This is a genomic window from Streptomyces sp. NPDC055013 (assembly GCF_053608645.1).
On sequence record NZ_JBSGVW010000007.1, the window covers coordinates 172703 to 199004 of the forward strand.

Annotated in this window: 29 protein-coding genes; 19 read left to right on the forward strand and 10 right to left on the reverse strand. The window is 69.5% G+C overall.

What is annotated here, in order from left to right; genetic code table 11:
- Positions 1-52: 52 nt before the first annotated feature.
- From ACWGDB_RS11950 to ACWGDB_RS11965, 4 genes are read right to left on the reverse strand one after another with little or no spacing between them, the layout of a single operon-like run.
- Entirely contained in the window at positions 53-787 is a 735-nt protein-coding gene (locus ACWGDB_RS11950) for a DUF2637 domain-containing protein (RefSeq protein WP_453822310.1), read from the reverse strand.
- A gap of 36 nt (positions 788-823) precedes the next feature.
- Positions 824-2215, reverse strand: coding sequence for an FtsK/SpoIIIE domain-containing protein (locus ACWGDB_RS11955; protein WP_453822311.1), 1392 nt, complete (start codon positions 2213-2215; stop codon positions 824-826).
- Positions 2216-2217: 2 nt separating this feature from the next.
- Entirely contained in the window at positions 2218-2409 is a 192-nt protein-coding gene (locus ACWGDB_RS11960) for a hypothetical protein (protein WP_067400517.1), read from the reverse strand.
- Positions 2406-2759, reverse strand: coding sequence for an SCO3933 family regulatory protein (locus tag ACWGDB_RS11965; protein WP_054102840.1), 354 nt, complete (start codon positions 2757-2759; stop codon positions 2406-2408). Before ACWGDB_RS11965 ends, ACWGDB_RS11960 begins: the two co-directional genes overlap by 4 nt.
- 178 nt (positions 2760-2937) lie before the next feature.
- On the opposite strand from ACWGDB_RS11965, the gene ACWGDB_RS11970 reads away from it, so the two are divergent.
- From ACWGDB_RS11970 to ACWGDB_RS11995, 6 genes are all read left to right on the forward strand, one after another.
- Positions 2938-3807, forward strand: coding sequence for a GntR family transcriptional regulator (locus ACWGDB_RS11970; RefSeq protein WP_453822312.1), 870 nt, complete (start codon positions 2938-2940; stop codon positions 3805-3807).
- 566 nt (positions 3808-4373) lie between these two features.
- Positions 4374-5621 (forward strand): helix-turn-helix domain-containing protein, encoded by a 1248-nt coding sequence (locus ACWGDB_RS11975; protein ID WP_453822313.1) that lies wholly within the window; start codon positions 4374-4376, stop codon positions 5619-5621.
- Between the two features lie 157 nt (positions 5622-5778).
- Entirely contained in the window at positions 5779-6117 is a 339-nt protein-coding gene (locus ACWGDB_RS11980) for a hypothetical protein (RefSeq protein WP_453822314.1), read from the forward strand.
- Entirely contained in the window at positions 6110-6397 is a 288-nt protein-coding gene (locus tag ACWGDB_RS11985) for a DUF7848 domain-containing protein (RefSeq protein ID WP_453822315.1), read from the forward strand. Before ACWGDB_RS11980 ends, ACWGDB_RS11985 begins: the two co-directional genes overlap by 8 nt.
- A 181-nt stretch (positions 6398-6578) precedes the next feature.
- Positions 6579-6959 carry a hypothetical protein gene (locus ACWGDB_RS11990; RefSeq protein ID WP_453822316.1) on the forward strand — a complete coding sequence of 127 codons (381 nt, stop codon included), beginning with the start codon at positions 6579-6581 and terminating at the stop codon, positions 6957-6959.
- Complete coding sequence (locus ACWGDB_RS11995; protein WP_453822317.1) at positions 6956-7360, forward strand: DUF6896 domain-containing protein; 405 nt, start codon at positions 6956-6958, stop codon at positions 7358-7360. The genes ACWGDB_RS11990 and ACWGDB_RS11995 overlap by 4 nt, the downstream gene beginning before the upstream one ends.
- 133 nt (positions 7361-7493) lie before the next feature.
- Here ACWGDB_RS11995 and ACWGDB_RS12000 read toward each other — a convergent pair whose 3' ends face one another.
- The 3 genes from ACWGDB_RS12000 to ACWGDB_RS12010 are packed head-to-tail and all read right to left on the reverse strand — an operon-like array spanning position 7494 to position 10725.
- A complete protein-coding gene (locus tag ACWGDB_RS12000; RefSeq protein WP_453822400.1) occupies positions 7494-8777 on the reverse strand; it encodes a tyrosine-type recombinase/integrase in 1284 nt (427 codons plus the stop codon).
- Positions 8777-8965, reverse strand: a complete 189-nt coding sequence (locus tag ACWGDB_RS12005) for a helix-turn-helix domain-containing protein (RefSeq protein WP_453822318.1) — start codon at positions 8963-8965, stop codon at positions 8777-8779. The genes ACWGDB_RS12000 and ACWGDB_RS12005 overlap by 1 nt, the downstream gene beginning before the upstream one ends.
- Entirely contained in the window at positions 8962-10725 is a 1764-nt protein-coding gene (locus ACWGDB_RS12010) for a replication initiator (RefSeq protein WP_453822319.1), read from the reverse strand. The genes ACWGDB_RS12005 and ACWGDB_RS12010 overlap by 4 nt, the downstream gene beginning before the upstream one ends.
- Before the next feature lie 334 nt (positions 10726-11059).
- Here ACWGDB_RS12010 and ACWGDB_RS12015 point away from each other — a divergent pair, with 334 nt between their 5' ends.
- On the forward strand, positions 11060-11488 hold the full coding sequence (locus ACWGDB_RS12015) for a winged helix-turn-helix domain-containing protein (protein WP_453822320.1): 429 nt from the start codon (positions 11060-11062) through the stop codon (positions 11486-11488).
- Between the two features lie 652 nt (positions 11489-12140).
- Here ACWGDB_RS12015 and ACWGDB_RS12020 read toward each other — a convergent pair.
- The gene (locus tag ACWGDB_RS12020; protein WP_453822321.1) at positions 12141-12386 is read right to left on the reverse strand and encodes a DUF7848 domain-containing protein; all 246 of its coding nucleotides are present in this window, start codon (positions 12384-12386) and stop codon (positions 12141-12143) included.
- Positions 12374-12613 carry a hypothetical protein gene (locus ACWGDB_RS12025; protein ID WP_453822322.1) on the reverse strand — a complete coding sequence of 80 codons (240 nt, stop codon included), beginning with the start codon at positions 12611-12613 and terminating at the stop codon, positions 12374-12376. Before ACWGDB_RS12025 ends, ACWGDB_RS12020 begins: the two co-directional genes overlap by 13 nt.
- A gap of 282 nt (positions 12614-12895) precedes the next feature.
- Between ACWGDB_RS12025 and ACWGDB_RS12030 the strand changes: the two genes are divergently transcribed.
- The 6 genes from ACWGDB_RS12030 to ACWGDB_RS12055 all read left to right on the forward strand — a co-directional run bounded on the left by ACWGDB_RS12030 (position 12896) and on the right by ACWGDB_RS12055 (position 18209).
- The gene (locus tag ACWGDB_RS12030; protein WP_453822401.1) at positions 12896-13615 is read left to right on the forward strand and encodes an XRE family transcriptional regulator; all 720 of its coding nucleotides are present in this window, start codon (positions 12896-12898) and stop codon (positions 13613-13615) included.
- A gap of 2 nt (positions 13616-13617) precedes the next feature.
- On the forward strand, positions 13618-14088 hold the full coding sequence (locus ACWGDB_RS12035) for an NUDIX domain-containing protein (RefSeq protein ID WP_073501604.1): 471 nt from the start codon (positions 13618-13620) through the stop codon (positions 14086-14088).
- Between the two features lie 310 nt (positions 14089-14398).
- Entirely contained in the window at positions 14399-14596 is a 198-nt protein-coding gene (locus ACWGDB_RS12040; RefSeq protein ID WP_453822323.1) for a hypothetical protein, read from the forward strand.
- 2 nt (positions 14597-14598) lie between these two features.
- Positions 14599-14877 (forward strand): DUF6959 family protein, encoded by a 279-nt coding sequence (locus tag ACWGDB_RS12045; RefSeq protein ID WP_453822324.1) that lies wholly within the window; start codon positions 14599-14601, stop codon positions 14875-14877.
- A gap of 664 nt (positions 14878-15541) precedes the next feature.
- Positions 15542-16924, forward strand: a complete 1383-nt coding sequence (locus ACWGDB_RS12050; protein WP_453822325.1) for an MFS transporter — start codon at positions 15542-15544, stop codon at positions 16922-16924.
- Between the two features lie 133 nt (positions 16925-17057).
- Positions 17058-18209, forward strand: coding sequence for a uroporphyrinogen-III synthase (locus ACWGDB_RS12055; RefSeq protein ID WP_453822326.1), 1152 nt, complete (start codon positions 17058-17060; stop codon positions 18207-18209).
- A gap of 11 nt (positions 18210-18220) precedes the next feature.
- Here ACWGDB_RS12055 and ACWGDB_RS12060 read toward each other — a convergent pair whose 3' ends face one another.
- Positions 18221-18757: an anthrone oxygenase family protein gene (locus tag ACWGDB_RS12060; protein WP_453822327.1), complete on the reverse strand. Its 537-nt coding sequence runs from the start codon at positions 18755-18757 to the stop codon at positions 18221-18223.
- A 236-nt stretch (positions 18758-18993) separates the two neighbouring features.
- Here ACWGDB_RS12060 and ACWGDB_RS12065 point away from each other — a divergent pair, with 236 nt between their 5' ends.
- The 6 genes from ACWGDB_RS12065 to ACWGDB_RS12090 all read left to right on the forward strand — a co-directional run bounded on the left by ACWGDB_RS12065 (position 18994) and on the right by ACWGDB_RS12090 (position 26162).
- Positions 18994-19605 carry a CGNR zinc finger domain-containing protein gene (locus tag ACWGDB_RS12065; RefSeq protein WP_453822328.1) on the forward strand — a complete coding sequence of 204 codons (612 nt, stop codon included), beginning with the start codon at positions 18994-18996 and terminating at the stop codon, positions 19603-19605.
- 319 nt (positions 19606-19924) lie between these two features.
- Positions 19925-20446, forward strand: coding sequence for a sigma-70 family RNA polymerase sigma factor (locus tag ACWGDB_RS12070; protein ID WP_010039908.1), 522 nt, complete (start codon positions 19925-19927; stop codon positions 20444-20446).
- Positions 20446-21276: an anti-sigma factor family protein gene (locus tag ACWGDB_RS12075; protein ID WP_453822329.1), complete on the forward strand. Its 831-nt coding sequence runs from the start codon at positions 20446-20448 to the stop codon at positions 21274-21276. The genes ACWGDB_RS12070 and ACWGDB_RS12075 overlap by 1 nt, the downstream gene beginning before the upstream one ends.
- Before the next feature lie 69 nt (positions 21277-21345).
- Positions 21346-23742, forward strand: a complete 2397-nt coding sequence (locus ACWGDB_RS12080) for a HelD family protein (RefSeq protein ID WP_453822330.1) — start codon at positions 21346-21348, stop codon at positions 23740-23742.
- Between the two features lie 339 nt (positions 23743-24081).
- Positions 24082-25506, forward strand: coding sequence for a malic enzyme-like NAD(P)-binding protein (locus ACWGDB_RS12085; protein WP_451173850.1), 1425 nt, complete (start codon positions 24082-24084; stop codon positions 25504-25506).
- Positions 25507-25880: 374 nt separating this feature from the next.
- Positions 25881-26162 carry an HU family DNA-binding protein gene (locus ACWGDB_RS12090; protein ID WP_007498188.1) on the forward strand — a complete coding sequence of 94 codons (282 nt, stop codon included), beginning with the start codon at positions 25881-25883 and terminating at the stop codon, positions 26160-26162.
- Positions 26163-26302: the final 140 nt, after the last annotated feature.

Consider the following 26302-nt stretch of genomic DNA (forward strand, 5'->3'; position numbering starts at 1 on the left):
CATCGGGGGGCGTGGGTCTCGGGGAGGGGGAATCCGGCCGGAGGCCGGTGGCTCAGAGCTGAGCGAGGGCGGCGGTAGCCACCGGAAGGGCGATGCCCATGCGCGCGCCCAGGTGGGCGGCGGTGATCGGGGTCCCGTGCTCGGCACGGTAGGTGTCCGCGATGCGCCGGGCCGCGTCCAGCAGGGCAGCGGGCAGGGCCGGGCCGGAGGTGGGTCGGGCCGTCTGGGTGACGGCGACGGGAGCCGGGTCGGCCGGCGGTTCCTCGGTCGGCGAGGTGACGGCGACCGGGACGGGGGCCGGGGGTGCTGGTTCGGGTGCGGGTGCTTCGTCGGGCACCGGCTCGGAGACAGCAACGGCGGGGTCTTCCAGGCGCGGGGTGGGGGCGGTGGGGGTGTGGAACTGGGCGAGGAGGGCGGGGCCGACGTGGCCCCAGCCGAGGAGCAGGAGAGGGGCGACGGTGTCCAGGCAGGCCCGACCGTAGCGTCCGGCCAGCAGTGGTTCGGCGGTGTTCAGCGCGAGAGTGAGCAGCCCGCACAGGTGCAGCAACCGGGTGCCGGCCCGCAACTCCGCCTTGGGCACCCCGCGCAGGGCCAGGAACCGCAGCGCGACCAGGAGGCCGACGACGGACAGGTCCACCATGGGCCCGATCAGCGGCGCGATCGGACGGGGGATGCCGAGCCGCAGGGCGAGCGCCCAGACGTTACCGAAGGAGAAGACGAAGGCCAGGGCCGCGATGACCGCCATGACCACGGTCACGGTGCGCCGGGTGAACCGTTCCTCCGCCATGATCTCAACCTCCTTTCTGGTGTGGGCGTTTCGGGATCACTTGGTGAGTGAGGGCGCGGGCGATGCTGTCCGGCCGGTCGAGCGCAGGAGGGCATCCAGGCACAGGTCCGGGTCGGCGGTCAGGTGCGAAGTGGCGTCCGCGACGCGGGCGGCATCGGCATCCGGGACGTAGGGGGTGCGGATGCGGGCGTAGCCGGGCCGGCCCTGCATCGCCATCACCGCGACCCCGACGTAGGCGGGGTCCTGCAAGGTCACCGGGCTGGCATCGGGCCAGTTGCGGATGTCCTCGCCCAGCGCGGCCACCGCTGCCTCCACCGTCTTCTGCGCGAAGGACAGCCCGACGGGGCACACGTCGCGGATGAAGGTCGGGATGGCGTCGCCGGTGGTCTTCTGGCTGATCAGGATCACCAGGATGCCGACGCTGCGGCCCTTCTTGACCAGGTCCTCCACCAGCCGGGCGTTCTCCGCCGTCAGCGCGGCCAAACGTTTCGTCTCGGCGTCGCTGCCCTTGTACTCGCGGAAGTACGTGTGGGCCTCATCGATGATCAGGACCGTGAGCGGCCACTGTGGTGAGGGGCCGACGTGCCACATGTTCTTGACGCCCAGCACGTCGCGGATAGTCGCAGAACGCCGCTTGCGCAGCTCTACCAGGCGCTTGAACAGCGCGTTAGCTTCGTCGAGGTCATCCCCGCAGAATGCGAACATCCGCTTGACGAGGTCGGCGTAGTCGCCCTCCGAGGCCCGTGACACCTTGCCGTCCGTACCCGCTATCTGCACGGCCGGTGAGGGCGCGAAGTCGCAGACGAACCTGTTGACTGCCGAGGTCTTGCCCGCACCCGGGGTGCCGGCCACGGTCACTCCGGGCACGTTCGCCAGGGACACGCACACCTGCGCGGCGTACTCGTCCACCCCCAGCTCCCAGCGCGTCAGGTCCGCGGGAGGGCGGCCAGTGGGCCGGTGCTTGGCGGGCGTGGTCAGCGGGTCGGAGCGCACGCCCCGGATCACCACCCGGCCGGGGCCGTCCGGCAGCACGGAGACCCGCGTGCACCGCCAGGCGTCGGCCAGGAAGCGTGCCGCCTTCTGGTACTCCTCCAGTCCGACCTGCGGCAGCGTCCTGGCCCGGACGATCACCCCGAAGGGGTCCGGCTTGACCTTGATCCTCGGGGTCAGCACCCGGGGCGCGGGGGCGGGACTGTCCTTCTGCGCGGTGATCTGCGCGAGCAGGCCCGGGGTCTTGTCGGTGACCGTCAGCCCGGCCATCCGCGCGAGCCGCACCCAGCCCCAGCGGACTCGCACGGCCTGCCGCATGCTGACCCGCGTCCCCCGGTCGGCCCGCACGTAGCGCACGACGCCCCAGCACAGCCAGACGCCCGCCAGCACGGCCACGACCAGCAGTACGTGCGGTGCGTGATCGGTCAGGTTCTCCATGGTCAGTCCCCCTCGCTTGCGCGTATCAGGGGCAGCACGTCGGCCAGGTCGAGCCCGGCCGCGTCCGCCGGGGCCAGGCCGAGCCGGGCGAGCACAGCGCCGGAGACGGAGAACGTCGCCTTGCCCTCGGTCCCCGGCAGGGGCCGGAGCGGGTGCAACTCCCGCTCCGGCGCGGAGTTTTCGAAGCGGATCACTGGGCTGCCTCCGCCGTCACCAGTTCGAGGCGGGCGGCGCGGTAGGCGACGCCGTCGGAGAGCTGGCCGTTGAAGATCCGCGCCCACGGGGTGGCGAACAGCTCCACCGGCCGCACCATCACGCCCGGCTTCAGCCCGGCCGCCAGGCCCGTCTCCGGGACGGTGATCTTCAGGACCTCGGCCCGGCCGTCCTCCATGAGCATCACCGTCACCGTGTACAGCGACGCGCCGGTCTCCCGGTCGGTGGCGACCTCCCCGGTCTGCTGGTCCTTGATCTTCAGCACCGGCTCGGTGCCCGCGATGCACACCGCCGACGGCAGCAGAGCAACCCGGATTCGAGACATGGCCATGCCATCACACCCCTTGATCGATGGAGCCGCTTGATCGGCTCGCAAGGAGCATAAGGAGATCATCGCTCAACTTGCAAGGTCGATTAGATCGTGAAGTCGATCAGGTTGTGAGGCGATCAGGCGGGGAACGCGTGGATGTGCCTGTAGCGCTACGGCTGGCTGGCGATACCGTGGTGGCATGACCCTGCCCTTGGACGAGGACTCCCGGCCGCCGTATCTCCAGGCTGCCGAGGCGCTGCGGGACGCGATCCTGAACGGCGAGTTCCGCCCCGGCGAGCGCCTGCCCTCGGCCAACGTGCTGCGGGACCGCTTCGGCGTCTCCAGCTCCACCGTCCAAAACGCCCTGCGCGTGCTCAAGCAGGAAGGACTCGTCTACTCCCAGCTCGGTCGGGGCAGCTACGTCAGCGTCTCCGCAGGCCAGAGCGCCGGCCCAGATGACGACGACCACGGCGACGCCGAGTCCGAAGGCCCGGACTGGCCGGTCGACCTCATCCGCAACGAAGACAGCCGCCCGCCGTACGTTCAGGTGGCCGACATCCTCCGCCGCGAGATCGAGGAAGGCACCTATCCGCCCGGCTCCCAGCTACCCCCGGCCCGTGAGATCCAGGAGCGGTTCCAGGTCGCCAACTCCACCGCGCAGAACGCCTACCGGAGCCTCAAGCAGGCAGGACTCGTGTACGCGGTCAAGGGGCGCGGCGTCTTCGTACGCCCGACTCCGGAACCTGGCAAGCACCACGGGCCGATCACCAACTACCTGCTACGGGAACAAGTCGACCGCGAGGCCCGCGCCTCCGCCGCCGAGTTCGCCGACCTCACCGATGACGACCTGCTGGAACGGGAAGCGGAGCTGGACCAGCGATTGGCCACGATCCGCGAGGAGCACCAGCGAGTCTTCAACGAGCGCCGGAAGATCAAACGCGAGAAGAGCCGACGCGGCCTGTTCCTGCCAGCCCTCCACGACGACGATGCGGACCCGGACATGTCGCCACGCGAGAAGCTGGAGGCCGCACTGGCCGAGTCGAGGAAGCGGCGACAGCAGCGCCCTTGACGGGAAGTCCGGCAGCTCAGCCAGGGGAGTTCCATGGGACGAGCTGTTCAGAGTTTCTTTACTTGATCAAGGCGGCCCGCTGTCGCGGGCCGCGCGCGCTCCGGCCCTGCGGGGCCGCCGCCCGCTCCTGTCTCCGCCCCGCTTGGCGACGGCCCCGCCGGTCCGGGCGCGCAACAGCCGTACAGCGAACCATCTGGGGCTCTGCCCCAGACCCCGGCCCTCCCTCTGAGGGGCAGCGGGGCCGAGTGCGGGTGCGGCTTCGTCGTGGTGAGTGGTCGCGGGTCGCGGGTGGGGCCCCTCGCCGTTCGGTCACCGGAGGCGTACCAGGAACCCCCGGGGGCCGCCAAGGCCGAGCGCACGCGTCACGGGGTGAGCCTTGGCGGCCCCCGGGGAACCCTGGTCCGGCGAAGCTGCCCGACCGACGAGGGACCCCACCCACTCAGGCCCCGGTTCTGCCGGAGGTCCGGCCCGTCGCGGGGTGGGGCACCTTTGTGGGCGGGTGCCTGTCGGATCACCCCGATTGATGTGCCGGCCGGGCGTACCGTGGAGTGGGAGGTGGTGAGTTGATGACCACGGAGCTGGCTGACAACGTCCGCAAGTACCGGCGTCGCGCGGGGATGAGCCAGGAGGAACTCGCCCACGCCGCAGGCGTATCGCCGGGCACCGTGCGCAAGGCCGAGCAGGGCGGCACCATCCGTATGGAGACCTTGCACACGCTTGCCCGCGCGCTGGGGGTGACCACGGCCGCGCTGATGGCCTCGGATGCACCGGAGCCCGTCGGGCGGGCCGAGGAGCCGAACCGGGTCAACCTGATCCAGCTCCGTGCCGTCCTCACCCCGGCCGTCGGGCTCGTGGACCAGGACGCCGAAGCCGTGGCCGAGGAACCGAACCTGCGCATCTTCCGGCGGACGCTGCAAGACGCACGGGTGTTGTACTTCTCCGACAGCTACAAGAGCGTCGCGGCCCAACTGCCGGGCCTGCTGCGTGATGCCGCACAGGCCGTCGCCTACTACGACAGCGGGGACGAGCACCGGCAGGCCCTGCTGGCCCGCGCCGAGGCGCTTCGTCTGGCCGGCACCTACCTCACCCAGGTACGGCAGTACGACATCGCGTATGCCGCCGTGCGCGGCGCCATCATGGACGCCCGTCAGGCCGGAGACATGCTTTCGGCGGGCTCCGGTGTCGGCTGCATGTGCTGGCTGCTGGTGAGACAGGGAAGGCTGGACGAGGCGGAACAGGTCGCTGCCCAGAGCATGGACGCGGTGGAGCCGAAGATCACCGGGGCTGAGCCGGACCACTACGCGGTGTGGGGCGGCCTAGCGATGGAGGCCGCCGCCGCAGCCGCGAGGAACAACCGTCCAGACGAGGCGAAGGAGTACCGTCAAGCCGCCCGGGTCGCGGCAACCGCAGTCGGGACGGCGCATCGCAACGTCTCCCGGCACTGGTCCGTCTTCGGGCCGGTTACAGCCGCGGTCAAGGCACTCGAAGACGACATGGTCGTCGGCGACGCCCGCGCGGTGGTGCGCAAGGCCAGCGAGCAGGAGGAGTTGTCGCCCAAGGCGTGGAAGCGCTTGGGCAGGCCCAGCACCAACGACGGGAACCGTTTCACCCTCGATGTGGCGCGCGCCCACACCCGGACCGGCGACCTTTCAGCCGCCATGGACGAGTTGACCCGTGCCAGGGAAGCCGCCCCGCAGTGGCTGCGGCACCAGAACGGGGCCGCCGAGACCATGCAGGAGATCCTGCGCAAGCGCAAGCGCACCCTCACGACGGAGATGCGCGAAATGGCCGACTACCTGAGCGTCGTCGGGTAGCTACCACGCAGCGTGGCAGTTCGTGAACCAAGAGTCGCGAACTGCCATGACACCCGCCTGGGGTGACGATCAGTCAGTGCCTACGGTCAGTGAGTCCACCGTCAGTGACCCAGGCCGGGGGTGCCCAGTGAGCCAGCCCAGGAGCGATGCCGACCGCATGCGTCGCAGAGAGCTGTACGACGCCGCGTCGGGTGGGGGAGGTCCCCGCTTACTGCCGTGGACCAGCCCTGAGGGGAAGCCCTGCTACCTGAGCAGCGACGGCCGGGGCTACCTCTCCACCCTCGCCGACAGCATCGAGACGGTACAGCTCAGCATGGGCCAGGAACTGTTGGAGTACGCCCGCGACGCCACGGTACCCGGCGCAAAAGCCCTGTCGGCGACCGAATACCGCTGGCTGGCCCGCCGGTTGACCGAGGCCCTGGCGGACGTGCTCAGGGTCGCGGAATCGCGCGGGCAGCGCATCCCGGATCAGGAAGAGGCGGCCGAGGATGCCTGACTCTCCGAACGCCGGCGCACCAGTACGCAACGCCTCTCGGGGGCGCTACCGCTTCCGCGAGTACCACGTCACCACCGTTCCCGACCCTCTGGCGCTGCCGATCATGGAGGCGGTCTGTGTCACCGGCGATGAGCGCAACTGCAGAGCCACGTCAGGCACGCTGCACACCCCGGACGAACTGACCCGCTGGATCGCCGGACACTGCGCCCAGAGCGGCCACGAACTGTACGAGCAGACCGTCCGCGCTCTCGTCCGCGCCGAACCCGGCGCATGGCAGTAGAGTCCCCCTGTGCCGACACCACGCCAGCGACAACGCGACCGTGTGACCCAAGCCGCTGACGGCAGTAGCGACGGCAACAACCACGGATTTCCACGCACAACCACGGACACCAGTGGAACGCAAATCACGCGCTGACCTGCGAAGAAGCAGGTAGAGGGGTGCCGCGCAGCACACGTACTATGTGCTGGCGGGGAAGACTCCGGTCCTGGTTCACAATTCAGGCTGTGGAAGCGCTGACCCCTTCAGCTTTAGACGTACTGAGGCGCTGTCTGGCAATGCCTCCAAGAGAAATGTCGATTCACTGACGGCATCGATGAAGGAAAACGGCTGGCAGGGCGATCCGATCTCGGTGGGGAAGATCGGAGACGACCTCTATGTCCTTGATGGTCATCACCGGGTCGCTGCCGCGAAGCGTGCAGGCATCGACGTGCCGTACCGGATCCTTCCGGACTCTGAAATCCGGGCCAGATATCCTGGGGGTGCCGATGACATCACGACCGCCTGGGCTGAGGTCGGGCCGGACAAGCTAGTGAACAAGTACAGGAAGCCGGGGTATCGATGACAGGCGAGCCTTTGAGTGAAGTCGAGGCGTACTTGCAAGCCCTGTCCCGGGTGCGCGGCGCTGTTCAGCGCTGCCACCCGGGGGGCGAGGGGTTGGTTAGCCTCCTCCGCCTGTATCGGTCGCGAGCCATGGAAAAGACCGGAATCCTCTGTGAGGGTCTTGAATACAACTTCCATGGTTCTGGATGCCTTTTCGTTGAGGTCGGCGGTGCTGAAGTTGACGTCGATTTTCTTGAGGAGAAGCTGGAGGTCTTTGACCCCTGGCGGGTCAGGCGATTTTCGATGAGCGTCGAAAATGAGCCTTCAGGAAGCCTTGAAGGGATCGCTGAAGCCTGTCGATCCTTGGTTTCTCAGGGGCGATTGACGGAGCCGCGCAGTGGATGGTTTTCAATAGCCGCGTAACGCCGTTGCTGGATTGCGGCGGAGAGTAAATCGTCCCCTATATTTGGGGCCGTAGAAACTGTCGAGGCCCCCTCTCCTGTATTCCTCGGAGAGGGGGCCTCGTGGCGCGTTGACGGCAACGCTGACGGCAACGTCAGCGGACGGTGGCTGCGGCAGGTAGCTCGTCGGGTTCATCGTCGGTCGGGCCGAGGGCGTTGCCGAGGGAGTCGATGGCCTGGCGTTGGAGGCGGAGTCGTACGTGGGCGTAGACGCCGGCGGTGACGCCGATGTGGGCATGGCCGAGGAGTTCCTTGATGACAACGAGGTCGACGCCCTGTTCCAGGAGCAGGGTCGCGGTCGAGTGCCGGAGATCGTGGAAGCGGATCGTTCGGAGTCCTGCGCGGCGGCGGAAGCGGCGGAAGCGGCGGCTCAGGTTGGCGGGGTCGAGCGGCATGCCCTTCGGGGTGGTGAAGACGAGTCCGTTGTCCGTCCAGCCCGTTCCGGCCGCCTGGCGCTCTTCCTGTTGCCGTTCCTGGTGGATCTTGAGGGAGCTGATGCATTCGGCGGGGAGGGCGATGCGGCGTTCGGAGGCCAGGGTCTTGGTGTTCAGGACGGTCAGCCCCTGACTGCGGGTGCGCTGGAGGGAACGGTGGATGCTGGCGGTACCTCCGTCGAGGTCGAGATCTTCCCAGTGGATGCCGAGGAGTTCGCCCTTGCGGAGTCCGGTGCGCAGGGCGAGTTCGTACAAGGCATACAGCCGGTCGTTGCTGGCTGCGTGGAGGAACTGCCGGGCCTCTACCGCTGTGAGGGGTTGGAAGCGCCTGGGCCGGGGCGCGGCGGTCTTGACGTTCCGGGCGACGTTGCGCGGAAGCTCGTCCTCGCGGACGGCGTGTTCCAGGGCGGACTTGAGGACCGCGTGGACGTACGTCACGGTCAGCGGGGAGAGCCGCTTTTCACAGCACTGGCCGATGGCGCAGCAGGATCGCCGAACGGAGTCCCGTTCCTGGGCGCAGCACTGGCAGGTGGTACGGAGCCCGTCGAGGAAGGTGCGGATGTCGCGGGCGGTGAGCCGGGCGACCTTCTTGGCGCCGAGGCCGGGATTGATGTGGAGGCGGATAGCGGCCGCGTAGCGGGTGTGGGTGTTCTCCCGCAGGTGGTGGACGGCGACGCCGTTCAGCCAGTACGTGAGGTAGGCGCTCACGGTGCTGTCGGCTGCCGCGACGGGGAGGCCGAGGTTGCTGGCGGCGATCCTCTCGGTGAGCTTGGCCAGCGCGTCTTTACGGGTAGCGCCGTAGACCCGGACGCGCTTGCGGGTGTTGCCAGGGGCCAGCACGTATCCGGCGGCTTCCCATCGTCCGTCCTTGCGTTGGTAGACGGTCCCGTCTCCGTTCGCACGGGTGCGGGAACGGTGGGACGAAGCGGGGCGGGCTGTGGTCATCATGCGGCTTCCTGTTCCAGGCGAGTGCGGATGAGGTCGGTGAGGGCGTGTGTGGGGATGCGGCGGGCGCGGCCGAGGGTGATCGAGGGGAGTTGGCCGGAGCGGAGGAGGTCGTAGACGGCGGAGCGGCTGAGTTGGAGGCGTTCCATGACCTGGGGGACGGTGAGGAGTTCGGTGCCGGCGGTCACGCGACGGCCCCTGGCCGGTCGGCACTGGTCGGCCGATCAGTGGAGTGACCGACCGGGTGACTGGCGTGGTCGCCGGAGCGCTTCGAGCGCCGGGTTCGGGTCGGTTGCTCGGGTCGGGTCTGCCGTTTTGCGGCCAGGAGGTCGGCGAGGTGGGCGAGTTCGGGCAGGAGGCCGGTTCCTGCGTACTGCCAGTGGGAGATGACCAGCGTCGGGTCCGTACCGTCGGGCTGTGCGGCGATATCGCGGTGACCGGGACGGTGACCTGTGGGGTGACCGTGACCGGGTCGGTGACCGGCGGCCAGGTCAGTGGAGTGTCCGGCGCGGTCACCGACCGGACTGCCGCCCATCTGGCCGGCCTGCGTCTCAGTCGATGCCGGGGCTGGGGTCAGGGGGTCGGGTCGGCCGGTTCGCCAGGCGGTGCGTTCGGCTTGGAGGTGGGCGAGGGTGGTGGAGTAGTGGCGTGTGCGGGTGGAGAAGTGGCCTCGGAAGCCGAGCATGTGGGCCCATTGGCGCAGGCGGAGGTGGGCGTGCCGGCGGTTGGTGGCGAGGTGCCAGGCGGTGTGGATCATGCGGCGGGCGTGGTCGGTGATGTCGTGGGTGGCGAGTTCGGCGAGGAGGCGGAGTCGGCGGTCGAGGGTGCCGGTGGTGGTCTCGGCTCCCTTGGTGGCGTACTTGGCGATGTAGGCGGCGACGTGCCGGTCGGTGACGGGGCCGTCTCCGGTGAAGTCGGTGCCGCGGATCGCGCGGACGTCGATTTGCCGCCCGAACCGGAACCTCAACCGCCCTGCCCGGTCTGAGTTTTGGGGCTGGGACGCGGAGATGTCCCCGGCGGGCTGCGGTTGCTTCGGCGGTTCGCCCTTGTGGTGGATGCGGGTGCGTGCGGCGGCGGCGCGGACGGTGTGGTTGAGGAGTTGGCTGGTGGCCCAGGCGGGCGGTGTGCTGCCGGGGCCGGTGGGGCCGTCGAGGCGGATGACGGCGTGGAAGTGGACCTGGCCGCGTTTTTGGTACTCGGCGACCTTGGCGTACGAGAGCGTGGCGTGGTCCCGCAGGTTTCGCTGCGTCACCCCAGCCGCCTTGGCGATCTCCCGCCGCAGGTGGGTGGTGAAGCGGGCCCACAGGGCCGGGGCGTGCGCGTTCCACAGGACCGCGCCCGTGTAGTCGTAGCGGTCGGGGTCGAGCGGCGTGCCGAGGAGCGGGTCGTCGTCGGGGTGAGTGTGGCCGCAGTGGCAGGCGCCGGTGTCGGGCTGGTTGTGGACGGGGCCGAAGCCGGGTGCCGTGAGGGTGGCGAACACGCGCGGGTGCGCGGCCACGCTGGTGGGGACGGTCTTGCCGCCGCGTAGTCCGGCGGCGATGAGTTGGTAGGTGTCGTAGCGGTAGACGGTGGAGCATGCGGGGCAGCGGGTGGCGCGGCGGTTGCCGCAGCGGACCAGCAGTTCGCCCGCCGGGAGTTGGCCGGAGTCGAAGTGGTCGAGGACCTCGCCGGTCGCGCTGTCCAGACGGGTGCGGTGGCCGGTGAGGCGGACCGGGTGCGCGCAGCCGCCGAGGGTGCTGATCTGTCGTGCGAGGGGTGCGAGGTGGCCGGTGGCGGCGAGCTTCGCCAGCTTGGCGGTGAGCCTGGCGCGGCGCTCCAGCGCCGAACGCCGACCGGCGGACGCGTCGGTGGTGCCGTGTGTCGGGGTGGGCAGCGCGGTTGGTGCGGCGTGCCTCCAGGCGGCAGGCAGTGTGCTTGCGGGGGGCGGGAGTTGGAGCTGTGCGGGCATGGGTTGATGGCCTTTCGGCGGAAGGCGGAAGGCGGAACGTGAGAGGGGCGACGCGGGGTGCGTGAGCAGGCCGAAGCGTTCGGCTCACAGGGGAACGGGCGCCTCGTGGGTGGGCGCGGACGCCGGGACCGGCGGGGTCTGGGCGGCGTGGGCGCGGTGGTGATCACCGGCGGGTGCGTGACGTTAACATCGCCCCACTGGCGCATTCAAGTGCATCCCTCCTCATTCCTTTCTGCGGGCGGTGGGACGCGGGTAGTGTGGGGCCGGTTTCCCGGTTTGGACGGGCCGGAAATAGCTGATAGTGCGCGCGGAAGGCGGCGAGGTGGCGGGCGTGATGGCGACGCGGCGCGGGCGCAGGCCGGCGGACGGCGGGGTGCGGTTGACGTTCGAGGTCATCGCCGAGACCCTGCGGGAGCAGATCCACTCCGGGCGGCTGAAGCCGGGCGACGCGCTGCCGACGCAGACCGCGTTGATGCGGGAGTTCGGGGCCTCCAGCCTGACCGTGCAGAAGGCCATGGCCCTGCTGAAGCAGGACGGCTGGGCGGTATCGCGCCCCGGCAAGGGCGCCTTCGTCGCCCACCACGACCACGCCGCCGACGACGCTGATGACCTCGACGGCCCGGAAGTGACCGCCCCCGCAGGCGGGACGGCGGCCCGCGTCGAGGCCCTGGAGCAGGCGCTGGCCGAGGCGGTCGAGCAGCTCGCCGAGCTCCGCGCCCGCGTCGCAGTTCTGGAAGCGGGCAACGACGAGCCCGGCCGCTGACCCCGTTTCGAGTAGACCTGGGCCTGCGTCCAGATTTTCTGTACGAGGTTCAAGGCGGGCCCCGCTCGCCGGAGCGGGCCGTCATCGCCGACAAACCCTCGCCACTGGCTCCCACGACCAGGCGCCGCTGGAGGCGCTGAGCTGACGCGGTAGCCGGGCGGCGGGAGCGGTGACCGGCTGGCTGACCGTAACTGGGCTCCTGGCGGAGCAAGTTGTCGCCGACGACCGTCCTACGGCCGGATCGCAGGCACAGGGACGACCAGGGGGCCGACCCTTCATGTCTGTCACTGGGCTCACCGAGGGCGGTGGCCGGCGTCGGCGGCCGGGCGCCCGAGAGGCCGCCCGGCGGGTTCGTGCCGTCCCGGACGCCCATGCTTGCCGCCTGGCGGGGCCGTGACGATGGAGAAAGCTGGGCTGATGCCGGTGCGGGGTTGAGTGAGACGCACGTGGCGGGTGATCGGTCGGCACGCCCGCCGTCGTGGCTGACTTTCTGTGGCTGGGGCCAGAACCTCATGGCCATGGGCCAGGCACGTACGTGAGGGCCCGTCCCTGCCGGGGCTGACGAGGACGGGGAAGCCTCGATCGACTGTGCCCGGCAGGGACGGGGGTCGGGTGGGTCAGCGCGGTACGGTGCGTGGGTCACCGGGGCGGGTCACGTCTGCCGCCAGCTCCTCCAGTGCCGGGTGATGATCTCTCGGTAGGTGTGGTGGGACGGGTTCTGGCCGCAGTGCCGCAGCACCCAGTCCTGCGGTTCGGCGAAGTCCTTGCTTGTCGGTGAGGTCTCTCCGTCCACGGCGCACTGCATCGCGTACAGGACCGGCTCCGCGTCCGGTTCGCGGTCGGGCTGGAGAGTCCAAGTCTCGTAGCGCAGGACCGAGCGAGGGGTCACCGTCCCCACCTCTGATTGGCCACGGCCACCTTCGCGCTCAATTCCTCGCCTGGGGTCGGCGGACGTACATCCTCGGGCGGCACGTCCCACTCCCGGCCACCACACGGCGGCCGAAGCTGCACATACGTCCCCACATGCCCCATCACCACGCCGACCTTGCCGTTCCGCCGGTCGACCACCAGGGCGCCCACACCGAGCGAGGCTGTGCGCTCCGCGTCAGGGTTGCGGGCCGTCATCGCGACCACCCCGGCGAGGCGGACCGCGACCAGGCATCCAGTCGCAGGAAGGGAACACAAGTGGTCGCGCTCTTTCGCACGTTGGCACTCCTCGACGGCGTGAATCCGTGCCCCCGGGCGTATCGGTGCCACAGGGTCGACCCCGATCCTCACGCCGGTCACCGGGACGAAGGAACCTCCACCAAACCCCACTCCGGGACGTCCCACGCCATGTAGAACGTCCCTAGTGCCGTCCCGAGACCAAGAGGGAGACTCGTGCCGAACGAGAGACTACGAGCCGTCATGGCAGCCGGAGGCTGGACGTACGCTGCCCTCGCCCACGAGGCCGAGATCGACCCCAAGTCGGTCGAGCGCTGGGTGAACCTCGGGCGCACCCCACGCCGTGCCACAGCCCTCCAGGCGGCCAAGGCCCTGGGAGAAGACGTGCACGCACTTTGGCCGGCCCTGCGCCAAGCCCGCCCCGCCCGCGCCATCAGCCCCGAACTGGTCGCGCTCTACGAGCAGCGGGCCGACCTCCCTGTCTCGACGTTCACCGACCTGATGGCCCAGGCCCGGGAACGGATCGACATCCTCGTCTACGCGGCCGTCTTCCTCCACGAGGCGTACCCGCGGCTGAACGAACTCCTCACCGAACGCGCCGCCGAAGGCTGCGCCGTCCGCATCGCGATCGGGGACGCCGACAGCGACAACGTCCAAGCCCGAGGCAAGGAGGAGCGGTTCGGCCACGGCATCGAATCCCGCTGCCGCCTCGCGCTCATGCACTACAGGCCGCTCGCCGCCACCTCGGGCATCGAAGTCCGCTCCCACGAAACCACGCTCTACAACTCCCTTTACCGCGCCGACGACCAGCAACTCGTCAACGCCCATGTCTGGGGCGTCAACGCGTACGCCGCCCCCGTATGGCATCTTCGCCGACACGAGACAGGCGGCATGTTCGACACCTACGCCGAGAGCTTCGACGGTGTGTGGGCGACGGCGATGCCCGTACGAGAGGAAGGCTGACCGTGGCCCGCACCGAGTACTACGACGACCCGAACGCGCCCAAGCCGAACAGCATGGTCGTCGCCGCATCCGCCGTCGTCACCGACGATCACGGGCGCATCCTCCTCCAGCGCCGCCGCGACAACGACCTATGGGCCCTGCCCGGGGGCGGCATGGACCTCACCGACTCCCTGCCAGGCACGGCCGTCCGCGAGGTCAAGGAAGAGACCGGCCTCGACGTAGAGATCACGGGCCTGGTCGGCACCTACACCGACCCGAAACACATCATCGCCTACACCGACGGCGAGGTCCGCCGCCAGTTCAACGTCTGCTTCACCGCCCGCATCACTGGCGGCCAACTGGAGATCTCCGACGAGTCCACCGAACTCCGGTTCGTACCGCCTGAAGAGATCGAGCAGCTGCCGATGCACCACACCCAACGACTCAGGCTCCAGCACTTCCTGGAACAGCGCGAGAAGCCGTACCTGGGCTGAACCGTCTGACGGCAGTAGCGACGGCAACAACCCCGCACAACCACGGACACCCACGCACTTCACCGGACCAGCAGACCGCACTTGACCTGCGAAAAGGCAGGTCAAAGGCTTCGCGCAGCACACGTACTATGTGCTGGCGGGCGAGGCACCGGTCCTCGTGCACAACTCAACTCCCTGTGGTCCGTCTGCCGGAGCAGGCGCGAACCTGGCGAATCTCACGGGAGCGGAACGAACTCGAATCCAGAACGCCGCGAACCGAATAGGGAAGCCGATATCGGTCGTCGGTAGCCGGACGCTGGGGCCGCAGTCGTTGTCGAATGCGAAGGGATGGCACAGCGAGTCCGACTGGGACTACGTGATCACGGGCGTCAACAGCCGTACCAAGCACTCGGTGTCCAGCTCTCTACCAAAGGCCGACGTCACGTTGGGCGCCGGGCGGCGGCAGGACATCTTCACCGGACCGCTCGACACCACCAGGGCCCACATCACCTTCTATCCACAGGGTTAGTGATGAGCGAACAGGAAACCTCCGCCACGGTGCTGGCGGTTTCGGGAAACTACGCGGTGGTCCGTCTGCCGCACCGCCGGTATCCGGCACTGGCCGTACAGGGAGACTCCCTAAAGGTCCTTCAGGAGGCCGTCGAAGAGTTGGCAGAAAACCTGGGTTCGGGAGAATTGGAAGAGGCGGGTTTCTCCCTTGGGGAGATCCGGTCGACGGTCTCGGCGATGCTGTCGACGTATGAATCGGCTTCGAGTGAAGCCGGATTTGACCTCCCCTACATGCGCTGAGACGGGATCCACTTGTCACGGACGCCTTGCTGGATTCTTCCGGTTTCTTCCGGCGAGGTCTCCTCGGCTCTTGGCTACGGTGGTGTGGAAGGGGCACGTCAGCGCATGGTGCGGCGCCTGCGGGTGGCCGCACCAGGGTGCCGTCGGCGAGGGATACGGTGGAGCCCCTGGCCGCGAGGTACACGGTGGTGTCGCCGTCACGGGCCTCACGCTCCTCGGTGCGCGGTGAGTACGACACCGCCACCGGCCGCTTCTTCCGGCTGCCCTTCCGAATGATCTTGTGAGAGTGCAATTGGACAAGCTGGGGCAGCCGGATACAGCTGAGTGATCGGCATCGTCGATCCCGGGATGTCGTGGACGCATCCGCAGTTCCTCCTGTCGGCCCGGCATGCGGTCAGCGGCCCCGCGCGGGGCCTGAGGAAACCAGCCCGTCCTGGGTCCCTGCGCTTCAGAGCAGCCGCTGCACGCGGAGCCGCTCGGTCTCCCTCTGCACAGGGACCCGCTACCAGAACCTCTCACCCCCCCACCCCCCACCGTGAGAGCAAAGTTCCTTTCCGGTCACCCGATGCCACAGCCCGGAAACGAGCCCTCCCTACCTTCGGGATCAGCCACTCGTAGCGCGACCGAGTAGCGCGACCGAGCCCCTGAGTACCGTGGAGGCGTCATGACAGCCCCGAACACAGCCCCCGCCGAGAGCAGGGGAGGCCGCTGGATCGATCACTGGGACCCCGAGGACGAGGCCTTCTGGGAGGAGACCGGGGAGAAGGTCGCCCGGCGGAACCTGTTCTTCTCCGTTCTCTCCGAGCACATCGGGTTCTCGATCTGGACCCTGTGGTCGGTGATGGTGCTGTTCATGGGGCCGGAGTACGGCCTGACCCCCGCGGACAAGTTCACGATCGTCTCGATGGCCACGCTGGTCGGCGCCATCGTCCGCGTCCCGTACACCTTCGCCGTCGCCGTCTTCGGTGGCCGGATGTGGACGGTCGTCTCGGCGAGCCTGCTGCTGGTGCCCACGGTCGCCGCGTTCGCCGTGATGGAGCCGGGGACGTCATTCACGACCTTCCTGGTGTGCGCGATGCTGGCCGGCGTCGGCGGCGGGAACTTCGCCTCCAGCATGACCAACATCAACGCCTTCTTCCCGCTCCGCAAGAAGGGGTGGGCGCTCGGCCTGAACGCCGGTGGCGGCAACATCGGCGTGCCCGTCGTGCAGCTCGTCGGCCTCGCGGTCATCGGCGCCAGCGGCGGGCCGCGCCTGCTGCTCGGGATCTACATCCCGTTCATCGTGCTCGCCGCCGCCCTCGCGTGGCTCAAGATGGACAGCATCTCGTCCGTCAAGAACGACACCGGCGCCGCCAAGGACGCCGTCAAGGACGCCCACACCTGGATCATGTCCTTCCTCTACATCGGCACCTTCGGATCGTTCATCGGGTACTCCTTCGCCTTCGGGCTGGTGCTCCAGACGCAGTTCGGCCGTACGCCGCTCCAGGCCGCCTACGTCACCTTCATCGGCCCGCTGCTCGGCTCCCTGATCCGGCCCGTCGGCGGCTCGCTCGCCGACCGGTTCGGCGGCGCGAAGATCACGCTGTGGAACTACGTCGCCATGGCCGCCGCGACCTCGGTCATCATCGTGGCCTCGATGCAGAAGTCGTTGCCGCTGTTCACCACCGCGTTCATCGCCCTGTTCGTGCTCAGCGGCCTCGGCAACGGCTCGACGTTCAAGATGATCCCCGGCATCTTCCACGCGAAGGCCCTCGCCAAGGGGCTGGAGGGTGACGAGGCGGCCGCCTACGGCCGCCGGCTCTCCGGCGCCTCCATGGGTCTCATCGGCGCGGTCGGCGCGCTCGGCGGCCTCGGCATCAACCTCGCCTTCCGCCAGTCCTTCCTCACCGTGGGCTCCGGCACCGGCGCCTTCGTCGCCTTCCTGGCCTTCTACGGCCTCTGCTTCGCGGTCACCTGGGCCGTATACCTTCGCCGCCCGGGGGCCGCGCAGGCCGACTCGGCGCCGGCCACCGAGGCAAAGCCGCAGCTCAGCTACGCCGAGGTGTGACGTAACACCACCGACATCAAGCCGAACCGAGCCTGTCACGCACCGTTGACAGGCTCGCTCGGCATACAGGTGTAACCCCGATGGGCGAGAGACCCTGGTACAGGCACCACAACTCGAGTGCGGGACGAGAGTTATGTACGACAAACAGCAGCAACCCGAACACGGGCCCCTCGCGGGGTTCACCGTGGGCGTCACCGCCGCGCGCCGCGCCGACGAGCTCGGGGCGTTGCTTCAGCGGCGCGGCGCCGTCGTGCTGCACGCCCCTGCCCTGCGCATCGTGCCGCTGGCCGACGACAGCGAACTGCTCGCCGCCACCAAGGAGATCATCCAGCGGACGCCGGACGTCGTGATCGCCACCACCGCGATCGGCTTCCGGGGCTGGATCGAGGCCGCCGACGGCTGGGGGCTCGGCGAGGACCTGCTGGAACGGCTGCGCGGCGTCGAGCTGCTCGCACGCGGGCCCAAGGTCAAGGGCGCGGTACGGGCCGCCGGGCTGACGGAGGAGTGGTCGCCGTCCAGCGAGTCCATGGCAGAGGTGCTGGACCGGCTGCTGGAGGAGGGCGTCGAGGGGCGCCGGGTCGCCATCCAGCTGCACGGTGAGCCGCTGCCCGGCTTCGTGGAGGCCTTGCGGGCCGGGGGAGCGGAGGTGCTCGGGGTGCCGGTGTACCGGTGGCTGCCGCCGGAGGACATCGGGCCGGTCGACCGGCTGCTGGACGCGGCCGTCTCCCGGGGCCTGGACGCCCTCACCTTCACCAGCGCCCCGGCCGCGGCGTCCCTGCTGTCGCGGGCCGAGGAACGCGGGCTGCTTCCCGAACTGCTCGCCGCCCTCAGCCACGACGTCCTTCCGGCCTGCGTCGGCCCCGTCACCGCACTGCCCCTGCAGGCGCTCGGCGTCGACACGGTCCAGCCCGAGCGCTTCCGGCTCGGACCGCTGGTCCAGCTGCTGTGCCAGGAGCTGCCCGGGCGGGCCCGGTCGCTGCCGATCGCCGGGCACCGGGTGGAGATCCGGGGCCACGCGGTCCTGGTCGACGGGGCGCTGCGCCCCGTACCGCCCGCGGGCATGTCCCTGCTGCGGGCCCTGTCCCGACGGCCGGGCTGGGTGGTGCCCCGCGCGGAGCTGCTGCGCGCCCTGCCGGGCGCCGGCCGCGACGAGCACGCCGTGGAGACGGCGATGGCCCGGCTCCGTACGGCCCTGGGGGCGCCGAAGCTGATCCAGACGGTGGTGAAGCGGGGGTACCGGCTGGCGCTGGACCCGGCGGCGGACGCGAAGTACGCGGACGGGTAGGTCCTCGCCCCTCAGACTCCCCCGGAGGGGACGCCTCCGGACGGGCTGAGCGGCGCTGACCTGCGCTGGGAACGCCCGTGTTCCACCAGCGCCCGCCCCAGGCACCCCAACGCCACCGTCGACAGCACCGTCCGTACGACATTCCACGCCAGCCACGGGTCCTCGAACTCCTCCCGCAGGGCGGCCGGATCACCGGCCCCCTTCAGGCTGTCGTTCAGCGGGACGTTGAACAGGACGGTGACCACGAAGGCCAGCCCGTACGCGGTCGCCGCCGCCCATACCCACCCCCGGTGGGGCGCCCCGCGGACCTGCCACGCCGCTACGCCCGTCAGCACCAGCGCCCCGAAGAAGCTCAGGAAGAACACCGGGTTCTCGAACGCGTCGTTGATGTCGCGCATGACCTCGACGTACACCCGGTCGTCGCTGCGCGCCAACCCCGGCATCACCCCGCAGGCGAAGATGTAGAAGGCCCCGGCGATCAGGCCCATCGCGACCGTGGCCGCGCCCAGTACGGTCCCCACGACTTTGCTGTTCCGTGTTGTGGTCATGCTCTCCAGTCAACGGACCCGCACGCACCCCGAACATGGCCGTCACGCGCGGGCCCATACGCGGACGTCCAGGCCCGCAGGCGGTACGAGGGGTTCCGGCCCCGCCACCGGACAGGCACTGTTAGGGGGAACGGTTCTCCCTGCTCCTCCTCGCTTCTCCCTGCTCCTCCCAGCTCTCCTCACGGCATCTCACCGACCCCTCATGACCGGGGTGACCCCTAGGCGGTGACAGGCACATGGCACTGGGTACGGCCACGGGCGCGTTCGAGCTGCGGTTCGACGCCGGGCGGATCTGTCTGGATCTCCTCGCGACCACGCACCCCGAGGAACGGTTCGACTCCGTCGAGGTGTTGTGCGCCTGGATAGTCGGGGCCGGCCTGGTCCCGCCGGGCACGCCCCTGACCCACGCCGACGCCTCCTGGCTCGCGGGCTTTTGCGAACTACGGGGGCGTATCGGCCAGTTGGTGCGCGGCGGACTCGCCCCCGAGCGCTGGACTTCGTACGACAGACCGTCGTACGACATCGCGCTCGCCCGCGTGAACGACATCGCCCGCGTGGCGCCACCGGCCCCCCGTGCCGTCAGGGGGGAAGACGGCACCCTGGTCCGGCAGTTGGATCACCCGCCCGAGTGCGCCGCCCTGCTCGGCGCCATCGCGCGGGACGTCCTGGAACTGCTCACCGACCCGGCCGCGCGAGCCGGACTGCGGGAGTGCGAGGGCGACAACTGTCCGATCGTTTATGTCGATACGTCCCGGGGGCGCAGGAGGCGCTGGTGCTCCAGTGAGGTCTGCGGGAACCGCGAAAGAGTGGCCCGGCACCGTCGCCGCGCGGCACTCACCCGAGCCTGACAGTCCGTTATGCGGCTTCTGTGAAACGGCTGTCGAAGTGATTTCGATTACACGTCGTTTACCTACGGGACCGTAGGGAAGCCCTCCTTCGATCTTGCCGATGTGACGGAAATGTAAAGATCGCACGGTGGGAATGTGCTGCCATGTCCCGCTCGTCACGTCACTCCGAAGAAAACTGTCGCCTCAGTTTGAACACTCAAAGCGCCGCTTGCGTACGGGTGGTCGAGCGACCGACTGGGGGAACCCCCGGACATCGGAGGTGGGCGTGCGCAAGGATTCCGTCGTGGCCAATGAACGTGGATCGAGGGCCCGACATCGCATGTCCCAGCCCTCGGAACCTGATGAGGAGCTGATGCGTGCGCTGTACAGAGAGCACGCCGGACCCCTCCTTGCGTATGTCCTTCGACTGGTCGCCGGTGATCGGCAACGAGCAGAGGACGTTGTGCAGGAGACGCTCATCCGTGCCTGGAAGAACGCCGGACAGCTCAATCGAGCGACCGGATCGGTACGCCCCTGGCTGGTGACGGTCGCCCGGCGCATCGTCATCGACGGCCACCGCAGCCGGCAGGCCCGGCCGCAGGAGGTCGATCCGTCGCCGCTGGAGGTCATCCCCGCGGAGGACGAGATCGACAAGGCGCTGTGGCTGATGACGCTGTCGGACGCACTCGACGACCTGACGCCCGCCCACCGGGAAGTCCTGGTCGAGACGTACTTCAAGGGGCGTACGGTCAATGAGGCGGCCGAGACGCTGGGCATACCCAGCGGCACTGTTCGCTCAAGGGTCTTCTATGCCCTGCGGTCGATGAAGCTGGCACTGGAGGAGCGGGGGGTGACGGCGTGATGAGTGTTTACGGGGGAAACCAGGGATTCGGGATGGGCGGTTCGGGTATGTCTGGACCCATGACGGGACATCCGGTTCCGAGCGAACACGAGACCGTCGGCGCCTACGCCCTCGGGATTCTCGACGACGCCGAAGCAACCGCTTTCGAGGCACATCTCGCGACCTGCGAGTGGTGCGCCCAGCAACTGGACGAACTCGCCGGGATGGAGCCGATGCTGGCCGCGCTCGCGGACCTGCCGGGCTCCGGTTCACCCGCGATCGGCGAGTCCCTGTCGGCGAAGCCCAGCCCGCGCCTGGTGAACAAGCTTGTCGACGAGGTCGCCGAGCGCCGCGCCCAGAAGCGCCGACGCAGCTTCTACATGGTGGCCGCGGCGGCCGCGCTGATCGTCGGCGGTCCGTTCGTGGCCGTGGCGACGAACGGCAGCGACTCGGACGGCGGCGGCAGCCCCGGTCAGACACTCGCGGCCAACCCCGCCAAGGACCTGTTCACGGGTAGCGAGAACAAGGTCTCGGGGGCCGACCCGACGACCGGCGCCAGCGCGACCGTCGGCATGTCGGAGAAGGCGTGGGGCACCGAGACCGCCCTCGAACTCAAGGGCGTCAAGGGTCCGCTCAAGTGTTCCCTGATCTTCGTCAGCAAGGACGGCGAGCGCGAGACGGCCGCCTCCTGGTCCGTCCCGAAGTGGGGCTACGGCATCCCGGACGCCAAGACCGAGCAGGCCAGGAACCCGCTCTACGTCAGCGGCGGCGTGTCCATGTCCATGGACAAGGTCGATCACGTCGAGGTCATGGACTTCGACGGAAAGAAGATCGTCGAGGTGGACGTGTAGTCGCCGTAGCAATTCCGGGTCCCCTTCGCGTACGGTTGACGGCTGCCCAGCACGTCAGAAGGGGGCCCGGTGGCCGCTCAGGCTCCACAGGAAACCGCGCTCGAAGACTCCTTGAGAGACCGGGAGATCGGCGTCGAACAGGTACATCTGGACCGGGTGTACCAGCGCCTCGAGGAGAAGATCCACGAGGCGGAGTTCCTCATGAACGACGCGGCCCAGCGCGGCCAGGTCGGCACGCCCGGTGCGCTCGCCGAGCGGGACGCGCAGGTCTTCCGCGCAGGTGTCCACCTCAATCGGCTCAACAACGAGTTCGAGGACTTCCTCTTCGGACGTATCGACCTGCTGCCCGGCAAGGACGGCAAGAAGGGGCCCGACGGCGCGTACACCGCCGTCGAGCCCGCCGAGGGCGCGGTCCGCGAGGACAACACCGCCGACATCGCCGAGACCCTGCACATCGGCCGCATCGGCGTGCTAGACCAGGACTACGCCCCGCTGGTCATCGACTGGCGGGCCCCGGCCGCGGCACCCTTCTACCGCTCCACCCCGGTCGACCCCGGGCGGGTCGTACGGCGCCGTGTCATCCGCTCCAAGGGGCGCCGGGTGCTCAGCGTCGAGGACGACCTGATGCGCCCCGAGCTGAAGGCGTTCCTCGGCGGCGACGAGCTGCCCGTCATCGGTGACGGCGCCCTCATGGCCGCCCTCGGCCAGGCCCGCAGCCACACCATGCGCGACATCGTGGCGTCCATCCAGGCCGAGCAGGACCTGGTCATCCGGGCGCCCGCCGCCTCCGTGACGTACGTCGAGGGCGGACCCGGCACCGGCAAGACCGCCGTCGCCCTGCACCGCGCCGCCTACCTGCTCTACCAGGACCGGCGCCGGTACGCGGGCGGCATCCTGATCGTCTCGCCGACCCCGCTGCTGGTGGCGTACACCGAGGGCGTGCTCCCGTCGCTGGGCGAGGAGGGCCAGGTCGCGATCCGCGCGATCGGCTCCCTCGTCGACGGTGCCGAGGCCGCGCTGTACGACTCCCCGGCCACGGCCCGCGCCAAGGGCTCGTACCGCATGCTCAAGGTGCTGCGGAAGGCGGCGCGGGGCGCGCTGGAGCTGGGGCCGGGCAGTGGGACCGACGCTCGTCGGCCCGCAGTGGGCGACACCGCGGCGAACCGGACCGGACAGCTCGCCTTCGGCGACGACGACGCCTCCACACAGATTCCCGCCGGACTCCCCACCCGGCTGCGCGTGGTTGCCTTCGGGCGCCGTCTCGAGCTGGAGGCCGACGCGCTGGAACGTATCCGCCGCACCGCGCTGGGCGGCACCGCACCCGTGAACCTGCTGCGCCCGCGCGCCCGCAAGCTGCTGCTCGACGCCCTGTGGGCACAGTCGGGCGGCGCCACCCGGCACACCGACCCCGAGCTCGCCGCCGAGCTGCGCTCCTCCTTCGACGAGGACGTGATGTCGGAGGACAGCTTCATCGCCTTCGTCGATGCCTGGTGGCCGGAGCTGACGCCGAAGGCGGTCCTGACGGCGATGGCCGACGAGCGACGCCTCGGCCGCTGGGCCCGCCGGATCCTCAACCCCGGCGAAGTGCGCAAGGTCGCCCGCTCGCTGAAGCGGGACGGGTACTCCGTGCACGACATCGCCATGCTCGACGAGCTCCAGTCGATCCTCGGCACCCCGGCCCGCCCGAGGAAGAAGCGCGAGCTGGACCCGCTCGACCAGCTCACCGGCCTCGAGGAGCTGATGCCGGTGCGCGAGGAGTCGCAGCGCGAGCGCGCCGAGCGGCTGGCGGCCGAGCGCACCGAGTACGCCCACGTCATCGTCGACGAGTCCCAGGACGTCACGCCGATGCAGTGGCGCATGCTCGGCCGCCGCGGCCGGCACGCCACCTGGACGGTCGTCGGCGACCCGGCCCAGTCCTCCTGGTCCGACGTCGACGAGGCGGCCGAGGCCCGCGACGAGGCCCTAGGCACCCGCCCGCGCCGCCGCTTCCAGCTCACGGTGAACTACCGCAACCCGGCCGAGATCGCCCAGCTGGCGGCGAAGGTACTGGCCCTCGCCATGCCGGGCTCGACGGCCCCGTCGGCGGTGCGTTCGACCGGCGTCGAGCCACGCTTCACCGTCGTCCGGGACTCCCTCGCGCAGACGGTCCGCGAGGAGGCCGCCCGACTGCTGGACCGGGTCGACGGCACGGTCGGCGTCGTCGTCGCCATGCAGCGGCGCGAGGAGGCGGCCAAGTGGCTCGCCGGGCTCGGCGACCGGGTCGTGGCGCTCGGCAGCCTGGAGGCGAAGGGGCTGGAGTACGACGCGACGGTCGTCGTCTCCCCGGCGGAGATCGCCGACGAGTCCCCGGCCGGCCTGCGGGTGCTGTACGTCGCGCTGACCCGGGCCACCCAGCAGCTGACGGTGGTGTCGGGCGAGCGCGACGAGCCGGACGCCGGCGGGGTACCGGACCTGCTCAGAGATTGATCCGGATGAACCACCGGTACGAACCACCGGTACGAACCACCGGTACGGGAATGGCCTTACGGGATCGGTTTGTTAGCCTGGGTGTGGCACCGGCTCGATCCAAGCCCCCGGGCCCAACCTTCGTCGCTACGAGCGACCACTTGCCGCGAGGCGAGCATGGCGGGTCGGTGTCATGAACGTTGAAGAGACCCACGTCACGAATGTGACGTGGGTCTCTTTTCATGGGAAGGCGTGGCGAACAATACGTTCGCAATTCAAGCCCGGCTAACTCCTACTCGGCGGTAGGTGCGACGATCGGACGGCATCCAGCGTCACAGGTGAAAGCAGAGGAAGTCGGCCATGGCAACGGCGCCCAGCGTCTCCTACTCGATGACGGTCCGGCTGGAGGTGCCCGCGAGCGGAACCGCGGTCTCCCAGCTCACCGGGGCCGTCGAGTCCCACGGAGGCTCGGTCACCGGCCTCGACGTCACCGCCTCCGGGCACGAGAAGCTCCGGATCGACGTCACCATCGCCGCCACCTCCACCGCGCACGCCGACGAGATCGTCGAGCAGCTGCGCGGCATCGAGGGCGTCACCCTGGGCAAGGTCTCCGACCGTACGTTCCTGATGCACCTCGGCGGCAAGATCGAGATGCAGTCCAAGCACCCCATCCGCAACCGTGACGACCTGTCGATGGTCTACACGCCGGGTGTGGCCCGGGTCTGCATGGCGATCGCCGAGAACCCCGAGGACGCGCGGCGCCTGACGATCAAGCGCAACTCCGTTGCGGTTGTGACGGACGGCTCGGCGGTGCTGGGCCTGGGCAACATCGGCCCGAAGGCCGCACTGCCCGTCATGGAGGGCAAGGCGGCCCTCTTCAAGCGGTTCGCCGGCATCGACGCCTGGCCGCTGTGCCTCGACACCCAGGACACCGACGCGATCGTCGAGATCGTCAAGGCGATCGCCCCCGGGTTCGCCGGCATCAACCTGGAGGACATCTCCGCGCCCCGCTGCTTCGAGATCGAGGCGCGGCTGCGTGAGGCCCTCGACATCCCCGTCTTCCACGACGACCAGCACGGCACGGCGATCGTCGTCCTGGCCGCCCTCACCAACGCACTTCGGGTCGCGGGCAAGGCGATTGAGAACATTCGCGTCGTCATGTCCGGTGCCGGCGCGGCCGGTACGGCCATCCTGAAGCTGCTGCTCGCGGCGGGCGTGAAGAACGCCGTCGTCGCCGACATCCACGGCGTCGTGCACGCCGGGCGCGAGGACCTGCGTCAGGCCCCCGCCGACTCCCCGCTGCGCTGGATCGCCGACAACACCAACCCCGAGGGCCTGACGGGCACGCTGAAGGAGGCCGTGCGCGGCGCGGACGTCTTCATCGGCGTCTCGGCCCCGAACGTGCTCGACGGCGACGACGTGGCCGCCATGGCCGACGACGCCATCGTGTTCGCGCTCGCGAACCCGGACCCCGAGGTGGACCCGGCAATCGCCCGCCAGACGGCCGCAGTTGTGGCCACGGGCCGCTCCGACTTCCCGAACCAGATCAACAACGTGCTGGTCTTCCCGGGTGTCTTCCGCGGTCTGCTGGACGCCCAGTCCCGCACGGTCAACACGGACATGATGCTCGCGGCCGCGAAGGCGCTGGCGGACGTGGTGACCGAGGACGAGCTGAACCCGAACTACATCATCCCGAGCGTGTTCAACGACAAGGTCGCGGGCGCGGTCGCGGGAGCGGTGCGGGAGGCGGCGAAGTCCGCCACCGCGGCGGGTTCGGTCGAGTAATCGTCGAGAAAACACCGGGTGTCGCTGCCTCACAGCCCCGAAATTTGTGTGTGGGCTGTGAGGATCGCCACGGCAAGCCCTTGTAACGGCGCGTCGTGGAACCTGGGGCCTATTGCTGCCGTTTATCGTGACGCGAAAAGCTCAGGCCCTCTCTTCGTGTGACTCCCAAGGGTGTTCTCACGACTCCTCCGGGTGCCGGATTGGCTTTCCCGCCGCAGGTAGGGGCAGGATGCGTCTCTGGGCGCGAGGGTCCGAGGACGGACCCGGGTCCGGGGACTGTCCGAGGACCCTGGCAGCATCGGCTTCGCTGTGCCCAATATGCGGCTCCGCCGCGTGGCACGCCTCAACAGCAAGAAGAACACGGGAGTAACAACATGAACCGCAGTGAGCTGGTGGCCGCGCTGGCCGACCGCGCCGAGGTGACCCGCAAGGACGCCGACGCCGTGCTGGCCGCGTTCGCCGAGACCGTCGGCGAGGTTGTCGCCAAGGGCGACGAGAAGGTCACCATCCCTGGCTTCCTGACCTTCGAGCGCACCCACCGTGCCGCTCGCACCGCGCGCAACCCGCAGACCGGTGACCCGATCCAGATCCCGGCCGGCTACAGCGTGAAGGTCTCCGCGGGCTCGAAGCTCAAGGAAGCCGCGAAGGGCAAGTGACCTTGCCGTCTGTACGCCACGGGACGGCGTGCGGCTTGTAGAAACGCCGATGGGGCGGCACCCGGTTCCGGGTGCCGCCCCATCGTGGTTCGCGCCTACAGACAGCCCCCAGGGCCGCCAGAGCCGTGAGGCGTCGTCAG

Bases quoted from the DNA above. Each gene is read 5' to 3' on its own strand.
- ACWGDB_RS11950 (WP_453822310.1), bottom strand. From the start codon at position 787: ATGGCGGAGGAACGGTTCACCCGGCGCACCGTGACCGTGGTCATGGCG.
- ACWGDB_RS11955 (WP_453822311.1), bottom strand. From the start codon at position 2,215: ATGGAGAACCTGACCGATCACGCACCGCACGTACTGCTGGTCGTGGCC.
- ACWGDB_RS11965 (WP_054102840.1), bottom strand. From the start codon at position 2,759: ATGGCCATGTCTCGAATCCGGGTTGCTCTGCTGCCGTCGGCGGTGTGC.
- ACWGDB_RS11970 (WP_453822312.1), top strand. From the start codon at position 2,938: ATGACCCTGCCCTTGGACGAGGACTCCCGGCCGCCGTATCTCCAGGCT.
- ACWGDB_RS11975 (WP_453822313.1), top strand. From the start codon at position 4,374: ATGACCACGGAGCTGGCTGACAACGTCCGCAAGTACCGGCGTCGCGCG.
- ACWGDB_RS11980 (WP_453822314.1), top strand. From the start codon at position 5,779: ATGCGTCGCAGAGAGCTGTACGACGCCGCGTCGGGTGGGGGAGGTCCC.
- ACWGDB_RS11985 (WP_453822315.1), top strand. From the start codon at position 6,110: ATGCCTGACTCTCCGAACGCCGGCGCACCAGTACGCAACGCCTCTCGG.
- ACWGDB_RS11995 (WP_453822317.1), top strand. From the start codon at position 6,956: ATGACAGGCGAGCCTTTGAGTGAAGTCGAGGCGTACTTGCAAGCCCTG.
- ACWGDB_RS12000 (WP_453822400.1), bottom strand. From the start codon at position 8,777: ATGACCACAGCCCGCCCCGCTTCGTCCCACCGTTCCCGCACCCGTGCG.
- ACWGDB_RS12010 (WP_453822319.1), bottom strand. From the start codon at position 10,725: ATGCCCGCACAGCTCCAACTCCCGCCCCCCGCAAGCACACTGCCTGCC.
- ACWGDB_RS12015 (WP_453822320.1), top strand. From the start codon at position 11,060: ATGGCGACGCGGCGCGGGCGCAGGCCGGCGGACGGCGGGGTGCGGTTG.
- ACWGDB_RS12025 (WP_453822322.1), bottom strand. From the start codon at position 12,613: ATGACGGCCCGCAACCCTGACGCGGAGCGCACAGCCTCGCTCGGTGTG.
- ACWGDB_RS12030 (WP_453822401.1), top strand. From the start codon at position 12,896: ATGGCAGCCGGAGGCTGGACGTACGCTGCCCTCGCCCACGAGGCCGAG.
- ACWGDB_RS12045 (WP_453822324.1), top strand. From the start codon at position 14,599: ATGAGCGAACAGGAAACCTCCGCCACGGTGCTGGCGGTTTCGGGAAAC.
- ACWGDB_RS12050 (WP_453822325.1), top strand. From the start codon at position 15,542: ATGACAGCCCCGAACACAGCCCCCGCCGAGAGCAGGGGAGGCCGCTGG.
- ACWGDB_RS12055 (WP_453822326.1), top strand. From the start codon at position 17,058: ATGTACGACAAACAGCAGCAACCCGAACACGGGCCCCTCGCGGGGTTC.
- ACWGDB_RS12060 (WP_453822327.1), bottom strand. From the start codon at position 18,757: ATGACCACAACACGGAACAGCAAAGTCGTGGGGACCGTACTGGGCGCG.
- ACWGDB_RS12065 (WP_453822328.1), top strand. From the start codon at position 18,994: ATGGCACTGGGTACGGCCACGGGCGCGTTCGAGCTGCGGTTCGACGCC.
- ACWGDB_RS12070 (WP_010039908.1), top strand. From the start codon at position 19,925: ATGTCCCAGCCCTCGGAACCTGATGAGGAGCTGATGCGTGCGCTGTAC.
- ACWGDB_RS12075 (WP_453822329.1), top strand. From the start codon at position 20,446: ATGAGTGTTTACGGGGGAAACCAGGGATTCGGGATGGGCGGTTCGGGT.
- ACWGDB_RS12085 (WP_451173850.1), top strand. From the start codon at position 24,082: ATGGCAACGGCGCCCAGCGTCTCCTACTCGATGACGGTCCGGCTGGAG.
- ACWGDB_RS12090 (WP_007498188.1), top strand. From the start codon at position 25,881: ATGAACCGCAGTGAGCTGGTGGCCGCGCTGGCCGACCGCGCCGAGGTG.